This is a genomic window from Mesorhizobium sp. f-mel, assembly GCF_053850215.1.
In genome coordinates this window covers 31,832-41,471 of sequence record NZ_JBSPTO010000038.1, presented here as the reverse complement: position 1 = coordinate 41,471, position 9,640 = coordinate 31,832, and the positions used below count along the sequence as shown (strand labels likewise).

Sequence of the window (9,640 nt, the reverse complement as noted above, 5' to 3'; positions counted from 1 at the left end):
TGAATGTTGAATCAGAACTGCGATGATTTGGGAATCCCACGACTCTTACAAATCTCATCCCGCTCTAAGCGGTCGCGAAGCATGTCGATCTCCGTTTCCGCAAATACCTCAATGCCGTTCTCGCGAAGCAGCGCGGCGGTGACACCCGCGCCGAGCCGCTTTCGCCCTTCGAAACTACCGTCGTAGATGAAACCGCTCCCACACGACGGACTTCCGTCGACCAATAGGGCAAATCGGCAATCGTGCCTGCGCGCCAATGCCAGTGCTGCCCGAGCGCCCGCGACATAAAGGCCGGTCACGTCCGCCCCCGTCGCTTCGAACACAAGCGCACTACCTGCGAGCACCGCCTGACCGCCTCGGACACTCGAAATTTCAGCGGGAGGGCGCGGAACGCTGAATCCAGCTTCCAACTCCGGGCACGTGCCGACAAGACGACCCTCCCGGCGCCATTGATCCAATGCAGAGTGCTCGACCAGTTTGGCTAGGCCATTGTATCGGACCGGGCGGCCAAGAAGGCACGCGCTGACAAGTATTTTCTCCATTCGATCGATTCCTCTGAGCCCGGTATCAGTCATGGTCCAGCCTATGGGTGCGGTTCGGGAAAGTTGTGCCTCTCTGAAAGAGCGGTCAGAATCTTGTCTTTGTCAGAAACGTAAACCCGCCCGTTAAATGTGCCCGTCTGATGGGATGACGTTTCACCCTTGGCCAGCACCAACAGGGGAAGCGACTGGTTTTCCTCTCCGGCCATCTGGATCGCCTCCCGCCGTGGGCGAGGCCAAGCGATCCGCTGTACGTCGAGCCGCTTGGCAAGATCGGGAAAGGAGGCCAACACGCCCTCTAAGAGAGCGCAATGCCAACAGAAAAACTGTCGACCGGGATAGGCTGGGTCGGCGAAACCGGGCCGCAGGAGAAGTAGCATATCACGGTTCACGTATTCCCCCTGCTTGCAAGAGCTCGCACTCTCGAGGACGGCTCCGACATCATTCCCGATTCGCCCGAACGCTCAGCCACCGATCATCGGGCTTTCCGATGCACCGACGTACCTCGCTGACGATCCAACCGGCGTCTGTGAGTGCGGACCGCAGGGCAGACTCGCCCCAGTACGTCTCAACGTAGCGCCGAGGCGCTGCAGCGCTGCCGTGCGTGGAGACACCCTCGCCATCGCCCTCTCTCACCGAGGCGTGCAGTCGGCCACCGGTCCGGGTCGCCTCGGCAAGCCGTCCAAGCACCGTGCCGAAATCCTCGCGCGCGACGTGAATCAGGCAGGCACAGGCCCAGATCCCGTCGTACGGCATGGCGGGACGCTGCGGGTCCGCCAGGTCATCGGTCAGTGGGTCCAACAGGTCGGCCTCGAAGCCGCTCTCGCGAAGCAGTTCGACAAAACCCTTAGAAATGTCGGTGCGCCGGACGCTAATCCCCCGCTTCTCAAGCTCAAGTGCATCTCGCCCGCCGCCGCTTCCGATCTCCAGCACCCTGCCCGAGCCACCCAACTCGGTCACGAACGCATCGATCTCTGTCACGACCCATTCGGGCATCGCCGCAGCCTCGGCAGCGTACTCCGCCGCGACCGTATCATAAGACCGCACGGTGTCGCGGTCGGTGCTCATCCCAGCGCTCCCTTCAAGACAAGAGACCCCGATCAGCGAGAGGCCATCAGCCCGTTGCGCCCTTCACACTTTCGGCAGTTGGTGACATCGCCGGCGATTTGCCTCTAGCCATAGCAGAAATTCCGATCTGAGACACCACCGGGCGGCGAGATGCGGCGCGGACGCTGATCCGACCGCGTCAGAACGAGGTGACGTTTTGAGGAGGCGCCACGGCGACCGGTACGTATGTCCGCCGTCAAAGAGGAAACCAATGGTTCACAGGATGGTGGCAAGCTTGATTGTTGCCCCATATGAAATGAGAACCATGGGAAGGCTGGCACGATGAACACGGCATTCTTGCTATTGGCGCAGTACGGCGGCAAAGCGATAATCCCAATCGACCATGTCTGCCGCGACTACTTCTTTCATCTGACGCCAACCAAGTTGGTCCGAAAGATTTCGGCCGGCGATATTGCCCTTCCGCTCGTCCGAATCGAGGAGAGCCAGAAGTGCTCCAAGGGCGTCCATCTCGCCGATCGGGCAAAGTACCTTGAGTTCCGAGCAGAGGCAGCAAGAAAGGAAATGAAAAGTCTGACTGAATAGGCCGCGTGGCAGAGCCACGGACAACCTGTCTGGCCGGTCTGGTTTGAATCGTCGTCGATCGCCTGCTTGCCGAGAATGACGAGACCGGGCTTTCCGCCTCGACCACGCCCTTCAGCACCTTGGCGACACCCAGCGGCTCTGTCTGCTCGTCGAAACGCGATTTTAGTCAACATAGCAGCCGATGGGTTCTTTCAACCAGTGGATGGCGGCTTAACGGCATTCTGTCCGAGCACGCACGCTTAGCGGCACAAGAATGCTACACCCTCCCAGCCTCCATCGCGCACTCGTGCAGATTCGGGCTTGGCGCCTCCTAACAGCCTTCCGCCTTCAGCGAACGTACCATGCGGACTACAATCGGATCGTAGGGGATCTTCTCGTTGCGGCTATAATTGATGGTGAACAGGGCGGCGCGGTCCCGGCAGACTCTGATGGCCCGCACATACCGGATTTGGCCGTCCTTGACACCAGAGTAGCTGGCCCATTCCGGCGTCACCCGACGATAGGTCAATTGCCAGCCGTTCTTCTCGTCCTCGACCATGCGATGCTCGATCTCGGTCCGAAAACTCGCCTTACCGAGCCGCGCGCCCCAGACAGCAAGAAACGCGTCGTTTTTGCCCTCAAACGCTGCTCCCTCATCCGAACGCTGCGTCAGCACAAACCCGGGTGGAACATCGAACGCGAAGCCAAAGTGCCTGAAGCCAATGGGCAGCCATGTCTGAGCATGGAGCAACGCGGTGGGGATCATGATGAAGGTTAGAATGAGCGGGAAACGTGTGACTTGTCTCATTAGCGTGGCCTCGATTATGGCCGGTAGCCCGCGCCAATCCTTCAGGCGCGGGCCGGCCGGCCTCTGGCGGAGAGCCAGCCATCCGCGGCTACTTGCCGGTGGCCGGCGGACTAAGTTTCAAACCGGATTGACCGATCTTCGTTCCATGACGATCTTGGAATATTAGCCGTATCTTCAGCAGTTGATCGCAACTCCGATCAAGGCCTGGAGGTCGACGTGTGCTTGCAGCCGGGCTCTAAGCCGTCGCAGTCAAGGCACGCAGTTCGACCTCACCAGCAACGTACCGTATTTCGCCCAAAGGTGCTCGCACTGCTGTGTTCTCAAAGCTTGGAAATCATGGCGGAGCGAACGTCCAACTTCGACGCGTTCGCGACAATCTGAATTGCTGCCCTAACTGGCGGTGATCGATCGCAGCTTCTTTCTTGTTCGCCGTGTCAAACACGCCAAGGATCCGCGCTTCGTCATTGCGTGAGGCCAACTCTGAAATCATCGAGGACCTAAGCCAAATCCGACCCATTGCTGTCGACCATTCCCCGTGAGGTGCCTTGCCAAGCAGCGGCGTCGCGACAGCGACGGCATCAGTAGTCGCTGCGGCCCGCGGCCACCGCGGAGATACTCTGCACCCGCAAGACGACGCCAGGATTGTCGGAAAATGGGCCCGTGCTCTGTGCCATCTTCCGACGTTAGCGTAAATCGCGGCAGGGTTGGCCAGATGCGGTATTCGCCGGACTTTGCCGATAGATGTAGCTGACCGCTAGTTCGGGGCACAGGAGGCTGAGCCATCGATCTCACGAGACTGGCCAGTTGGGGTTCATCGATCAGGGCCGCAGCGTCGGCTGGCGAGAGCCAGGCGCGTTGCCGCTGGGAACGCTCATTCCAGTCAGGCTGCACATCGACGACCGATAGCAGATGAACCTTGACGGTTACCCGCACGAAGTGACCGGAAAGGCGCTTCCAATAGGCGCAGACGCCCAGTGGCTCCTTCAATGCCTCGCCAACAACGCCGGCCTCTTCCGATGCTTCGGCGACTGCTGTCTTCCTTCCGCTTATGCCCTTCATCGGCCAGCCTTTCGGCACGATGAAGCGGTTGGTCGTCTTGGAGGTGATCAGCATCACCTCCACGTGCCGTGGCCGTCAAGCCGGAACGGAAACTGCCGCAACCTGCCTGATCGGTTTACCCTTCTTCGCCCCGCGGACGATCCGCTTTTCCTTGACCATCAAATCGTGAATCTCATTGAGGACGCGCCTGACGTAACATCGAGGGTTCCATTGCGGAGGATCTATGGGCAGCCCTGTTCCGGCCGCTACCGACTCGATTTGCAAATCGGCACAAAAGCTCCCAATCTGGTTGTCGCCGCAGCAAAGCTTGATACTTGTTAGACGGCGAAACATTGGGAGGAAATTCGCACATGAACAAGACCTATGTCCGTCTGGCGGCAACGGCTGTAATGCTCGTCTCTGCCGCCACCTCGGCTTACGCCGACAGCCTCACCCTCTATTGCGCCGCCGAGGAGGCCTGGTGCCAGCAGATCAAGACTACCTTCGAGGAAAAGACCGGCATCACCGTCGACATGACCCGCAAGAGCTCCGGCGAGACATACGCGCAGTTGCGCGCCGAGGCCGGAAACCCGAAGGGCGACGTCTGGTGGGGCGGAACCGGCGATCCTCATCTCCAGGCCGCCGAAGAAGGACTGACTGTGGAATATACGTCCCCAATGCGGGGCGAACTGCACGACTGGGCGATCAAGCAGGCGCAAGCCGCCAACAACAAGACGATCGGCGTCTACTCCGGTGCGCTCGGCTTCGGTTACAACAAGGATCTGTTGGCCAAGAGCAATCTGCCGGAGCCGAAATGCTGGGCCGATCTGACCAAGCCGGAATACAAGGGCCACATCCAGATGGCCAACCCGAACTCATCGGGCACCGCCTATACGATGCTCGCCACGATGGTTCAGCTCATGGGGGAGGAAAAGGGTTTTGAATACCTGAAGGCCCTCCACGCCAACATCAACCAGTACACCAAGTCGGGCTCCGCTCCGATTAAGGCCGCGGGTCTTGGCGAAACGACCATCGGCATCGTTTTCATGCATGACGCGGTGGCGCAGACGGCAGCCGGCTTCCCGATCGTCACGGTGGCGCCGTGCGAAGGCACCGGCTATGAAATCGGCTCGATGTCGCTGATCAAGGGCGCCCGCAACCCGGAAGCAGCAAGGCAGTTCTACGACTGGGCGCTGACCGCCGAGATGCAGTCGAAGGCGAAGGACGTGAAGTCGTTCCAGTTGCCTTCGAATAAGAACGCCACCGCGTCCGACCTGTCGCCCGACCTGTCGACCATCAAGCTCATCGACTACGACTTCAAGAAGTATGGATCGAGCGCCGAGCGCAAGCGCCTGCTGCAGAAGTGGGATACGGAGGTCTCGACCCTGCCGCAGTAATCATGCGCGTCCGCACTGCCACGAGCGCGCTTCACCCGACCGTCGTCCTGTGGACGGCGGTCGGATTGGTCGGCTATGCGCTGCTGCCTTGGTATGGGCTGGAAAGCAACTTCTTCACCTTGTCCTGGCTGTTGGACGGCTATCCGCATGACGATGACGTCGCACCGGCGCTTTTCCTTGTGCTGCAAGGCGAGAAACTCTGGCTTGCACCTCTCGGGCCGCTGCTTCTCGCGCCGCTCCTGCTATGGGGGCGAAGGAAGTCCGACCCTTTCTTTGGGAATTTGCTAATCGTCGTCGGCGCGACCGGCGTCGCCTACTTCCTGCTTCAAGGTTTCGGCATTGGTCTGCGTGGTTTCCAGTGGCAATGGTTGACCTGGCTCGTTGGCGAGCTCGACGACCGTCAGTTCGGCATGGGCTGGGGAGCACTGCTCGTAAGCGGCGCGTTCCTGTTCCTGTTCACCCTAGGGCTTGCGGCGCGCGGCGCGGTGGCCGGCGACGAGTTCGTCGTCGGCTCGATCGGCTTCGTCGTCGCCGTGGTCACCATCTTCATCTTCATGCCGATCGGTCAAATGCTGGGGAGCGCACTGCTCACACAAGAGGGCGACTATTCGCTTCCCATCTTTCTCGCAAAACTCTCCAGCGACCGGCTCTGGAATCTCGGCTGCCTTTTCGGCGGTCCGCGCTGCGGCGTCGCCTGGAATTCGCTGTTTCTCGCCATTCTGGTCGGCGTGATGACCACCGCACTCGGCCTGGTCTTTGCCCTGGTAGTGACGCGTACTGGCTTTCGCTACGGCGCGCTGTTGCGGGCGCTGACCGTGCTGCCGATCATCACACCACCCTTCGTCATCGGCCTCGCCATCATTCTTCTGTTCGGCCTCTCGGGCGCCATCAACCTGGGGTTCGCCGAGCTAATCGGCGTCCGTCCGACGCGATGGATCTATGGACTGCCTGGCCTGCTCATGGCCCAGGTGCTCGCCTTCACGCCGATCGCTTTTCTGGTGATGATCGGAGTGGTCGAGGGCGTCAGCCCCTCCATGGAGGAGGCCGCCCAGACCCTGCGCGCCAATCGCTGGCAGACCTTCATCACCGTGTCTCTACCTTTGATGCGGCCGGGTCTAGCCAACGCCTTTCTGCTCGGCTTTATCGAGAGCATGGCTGACTTCGGCAATCCGCTGGTGCTCGGCGGCAATTTTGACGTTCTGTCCACCGAGATCTTCTTCGCCATTGTCGGCGCACAATACGACCAGGCGCAGGCGGCGATCCTCGCCCTCGTACTCCTGTTCTTTACCCTTGGGGCTTTCTACGCCCAGCGATTCTGGCTCGGCAAAAAGTCCTACACGACCGTTTCCGGAAAAGGCGACGCCGGCGTCCACCCGCTTCTGCCGGCAACATTCCGCAACCTCGTCGTCGCGGTAGCCGCTGTCTGGACGCTTTTTACCTTGCTGATTTATGCGACGATCTTCTACGGCAGCTTCGTCAAGCTGTGGGGCGTCGATTTCTCTCTGACCTTTGAACACTACGTGAAGGCGTTTTCCATCGGGTGGAACGAGTTCGGCGTCCACTGGCGCGGCTCGGCCTGGAGTTCGTTCTGGACGACCATGGAAATAGCGTTGATCTCCGCGCCGCTGACCGCGGCCATCGGACTCTTGACCGCCTATTTGCTGGTCCGCCAGAATTTTGCCGGCAAAGACGCTTTCGAATTCGCAACGATGCTGTCCTTCGCCATTCCCGGCACTGTGATCGGCGTGTCCTATGTGATCGCGTTCAACGTACCGCCGATCGAGCTCACCGGCACCGGCATTATCCTGGTGCTCTCCTTCATCTTCCGCAACATGCCGGTCGGGGTTCGCGCGGGTGTCGCGTCGATGTCGCAGATCGACCGCAGCCTTGACGAGTCCTCCCTGACTCTCGGCGCTAACTCCTGGCAAACCTTCCGCAAGGTGGTGCTGCCGCTGCTGCGGCCGGCCATCCTTGCCGCGCTGGTTTATTCCTTCGTTCGCGCAATGACCGCCATCAGCGCCATTATCTTTCTGGTCAGCGCCCAGTACGACATGTCGACCAGCTACATCGTCGGCCGCGTCGAGAATAATGAATACGGCATCGCCATCGCTTATTCCGCCGTCCTGATCGGTGTCATGCTAGCGGTGATCGGCCTGATGCAGCTTGCAGTTGGCAGCCGCATGATCGGCCGGCGTGGTCTCGACGGCGATCTGGCGCAGTCGCGCACCAATGTCAGCCAGTCAGTGGTGGCGCGTCCACAGCCGGCGATCTCGGGAGGCGGATGATGGCCGAAATTCGCAGCAACGCCGCCTCAGTCGAATTCAGGAACGTCACCAAGATCTACGGCAAGAGCAAGGCGCCCGCCGTCAATGGCGTCTCGCTGTTCATCGAGGCCGGGAAGCTGGTCACCCTCCTTGGACCCTCGGGCTGCGGTAAGACGACCACCTTGCGCATGATCGCTGGACTGGAAATGGTAACGGGCGGCCAGATCCTGATCGGGGGCGCCGACGTCACCCGTTTGCCGGCTACCGATCGTGATGTGTCCATGGTGTTTCAATCTTACGCTCTTTTCCCGCACATGACCGTGACCCAGAACGTCGAATACGGCCTGGGCTTTTCCGGTTTCGGGAGGAAGGAGACGGCCGAGAGGGCCAGAGCAGGGCTTGAGCTGGTCGGACTCTCCAATTTCGGCGACCGCCTGCCGAGCCAGCTTTCGGGTGGACAGCAACAGCGAGTGGCGGTAGCGCGGGCGCTGGTTCTGGAGCCGCAGGTGCTGCTCTTCGACGAGCCTTTGTCGAACCTGGATGCCAAGCTGCGCCGGCGCGTGCGCGAGGAGATCCGCGAGATTCAGCAGAAACTCGGCCTCACGGTCGTCTATGTCACCCACGACCAGGAGGAAGCGCTCGCCGTCTCCGATCGCATCATTGTCATGAACAATGCGGTGATTGCTCAGGACGGCACGCCACGCGAGCTCTACGAGCAGCCCGCAAATGCTTTCGTGGCCGACTTCATCGGCGAAGCCAACATGTTCCAATGCGAGGTGGTGTCGGTCGAAGGCGACAGCGCCACCGTGCAGCTGGGATCCGCTGTCCTGAAGCTGCCGGCTCGCGGCCGCAAACCGGGGCCAGCCAAGCTGGCGGCGAGACCGAGCCGCCTCGAGATTGGTGAACCGAATGCTCCCGGCACTTTGCCCGGCACACTTGAAAAAGTGACCTATGTCGGCAGCCACCTCGAATTTGTAGTCGCCACGCAATTCGGCGAAGTCTTCGTGATCTCGCCGGATGTCGACACGGCGTTTCGAGCGGGGCAGCCGGTAAGCATCGGCTTTCCCGAACGCGGGCCCGTGCTGATCACAGACTGAACGCCTCTTTGCAAAGCGCGTGGACCTTGTCGAACACGCCCTTACCGCCCGCGATGACCAGTGTTCCTTCCTCCAGGACCGTTTTCGGATCGGGCGGGACGACCAATCCGCCGGCCTCTTCGACCAGAAGCATGCCTGCGAGGCAGTCCCAAGCGTTCATATGCTCCTCGACATAGGCGAGCAGCCTGCCCGACGCGACGTAGGCAAGCATAAGCGCGCCGGATGCATTGCGGAAAAAGACGCCGCCCTCCTGAAGCAGGAGATCGATCAGTTTGGCGACGGCACGAGCTTCACGCCGATTTGAGAAGCCGGTTCCGACCGAGCCATGCATCAGACTCGTCGTCGGACTTGTCTTTATGGGCCGCTCGTTGAGGAAAGCTCCGCCGCCGCGTCGTCCATAAAAAGTCTCGCCGGTAGACGGTTCATGGATAACGCCCACGACTGTCACCCCCTCCTTGACGCAGGCGATGACGACGGTCCAGGCTGGGATGCCGCGCAGGAAATTGGCAGTGCCGTCGATCGGATCTATCACCCAGGTGTAACCCGATCCGCCCGCTAGTGCGGCGTGTTCCTCTCCGATAACGCCGTCTTCCGGGTACTGAGTCGCAAGCTCCTGGCGGATAAACGTCTCGACATTCCGGTCGGCCTCGGAAACCAGGTCCTGATGACCCTTGCTCTCGATTGTGAGCGTCTCCAGTTGTCGGAAATATTGCAGGCCGAGCTCGCCGCCGCGCCGCGCCAACGCAGTCGCAAACAGCATCCGATCGTTATTGTCACCGGCCATGGGCACTCGCTCTTTGTTGATCCACCTCTTGTCAAAGCAGATGTCATCGCCTTCCGCTGATCAGGATCATCCACGCAGGTAATT

General features: G+C 60.5%; 10 protein-coding genes and 1 pseudogene. 4 read left to right on the top strand and 7 right to left on the bottom strand.

From position 1 onward, the window contains the following. Nucleotides 1-11 precede the first annotated feature (11 nt). Genes ACWUKX_RS28405 through ACWUKX_RS28395 form a run of 3 tightly spaced genes read right to left on the bottom strand, consistent with a single transcriptional unit; the run spans nucleotide 12 to nucleotide 1,607 of the window. Nucleotides 12-542, bottom strand: a complete 531-nt coding sequence (locus ACWUKX_RS28405) for a DUF523 domain-containing protein (RefSeq protein ID WP_456009989.1) — start codon at nucleotides 540-542, stop codon at nucleotides 12-14. A gap of 41 nt (nucleotides 543-583) precedes the next feature. Next, nucleotides 584-931 carry a DUF3088 domain-containing protein gene (locus ACWUKX_RS28400; protein ID WP_456009987.1) on the bottom strand — a complete coding sequence of 116 codons (348 nt, stop codon included), beginning with the start codon at nucleotides 929-931 and terminating at the stop codon, nucleotides 584-586. Nucleotides 932-980: 49 nt separating this feature from the next. After that, nucleotides 981-1,607, bottom strand: coding sequence for a class I SAM-dependent methyltransferase (locus ACWUKX_RS28395; protein WP_456009986.1), 627 nt, complete (start codon nucleotides 1,605-1,607; stop codon nucleotides 981-983). 321 nt (nucleotides 1,608-1,928) lie between these two features. On the opposite strand from ACWUKX_RS28395, the gene ACWUKX_RS28390 reads away from it, so the two are divergent. After that, entirely contained in the window at nucleotides 1,929-2,189 is a 261-nt protein-coding gene (locus ACWUKX_RS28390) for a pyocin activator PrtN family protein (RefSeq protein WP_456009985.1), read from the top strand. Nucleotides 2,190-2,218: 29 nt separating this feature from the next. Here the strand turns inward: ACWUKX_RS28390 and ACWUKX_RS28385 are convergent. The 3 genes and pseudogenes from ACWUKX_RS28385 to ACWUKX_RS28375 form a co-directional block, all read right to left on the bottom strand. Then, nucleotides 2,219-2,328 (bottom strand): annotated as a pseudogene (locus ACWUKX_RS28385) (electron transfer flavoprotein subunit beta/FixA family protein); the annotation flags it as partial. Nucleotides 2,329-2,499: 171 nt separating this feature from the next. Then, the gene (locus tag ACWUKX_RS28380; protein ID WP_455837795.1) at nucleotides 2,500-2,976 is read right to left on the bottom strand and encodes a hypothetical protein; all 477 of its coding nucleotides are present in this window, start codon (nucleotides 2,974-2,976) and stop codon (nucleotides 2,500-2,502) included. 486 nt (nucleotides 2,977-3,462) lie between these two features. Then, nucleotides 3,463-4,089, bottom strand: coding sequence for an NUDIX hydrolase (locus tag ACWUKX_RS28375; protein WP_456009983.1), 627 nt, complete (start codon nucleotides 4,087-4,089; stop codon nucleotides 3,463-3,465). A 296-nt stretch (nucleotides 4,090-4,385) separates the two neighbouring features. Here ACWUKX_RS28375 and ACWUKX_RS28370 point away from each other — a divergent pair, with 296 nt between their 5' ends. From ACWUKX_RS28370 to ACWUKX_RS28360, 3 genes are read left to right on the top strand one after another with little or no spacing between them, the layout of a single operon-like run. Further along, the gene (locus ACWUKX_RS28370) at nucleotides 4,386-5,411 is read left to right on the top strand and encodes an ABC transporter substrate-binding protein (protein ID WP_455837796.1); all 1,026 of its coding nucleotides are present in this window, start codon (nucleotides 4,386-4,388) and stop codon (nucleotides 5,409-5,411) included. 2 nt (nucleotides 5,412-5,413) lie between these two features. Next, nucleotides 5,414-7,696, top strand: coding sequence for an ABC transporter permease (locus ACWUKX_RS28365; protein WP_456009982.1), 2,283 nt, complete (start codon nucleotides 5,414-5,416; stop codon nucleotides 7,694-7,696). After that, entirely contained in the window at nucleotides 7,696-8,772 is a 1,077-nt protein-coding gene (locus tag ACWUKX_RS28360; RefSeq protein WP_095519365.1) for an ABC transporter ATP-binding protein, read from the top strand. Before ACWUKX_RS28365 ends, ACWUKX_RS28360 begins: the two co-directional genes overlap by 1 nt. Here ACWUKX_RS28360 and ACWUKX_RS28355 read toward each other — a convergent pair. Next, nucleotides 8,762-9,556: an inositol monophosphatase family protein gene (locus ACWUKX_RS28355; protein WP_456009981.1), complete on the bottom strand. Its 795-nt coding sequence runs from the start codon at nucleotides 9,554-9,556 to the stop codon at nucleotides 8,762-8,764. The genes ACWUKX_RS28360 and ACWUKX_RS28355 overlap by 11 nt on opposite strands. Between the last annotated feature and the right edge of the window lie 84 nt (nucleotides 9,557-9,640).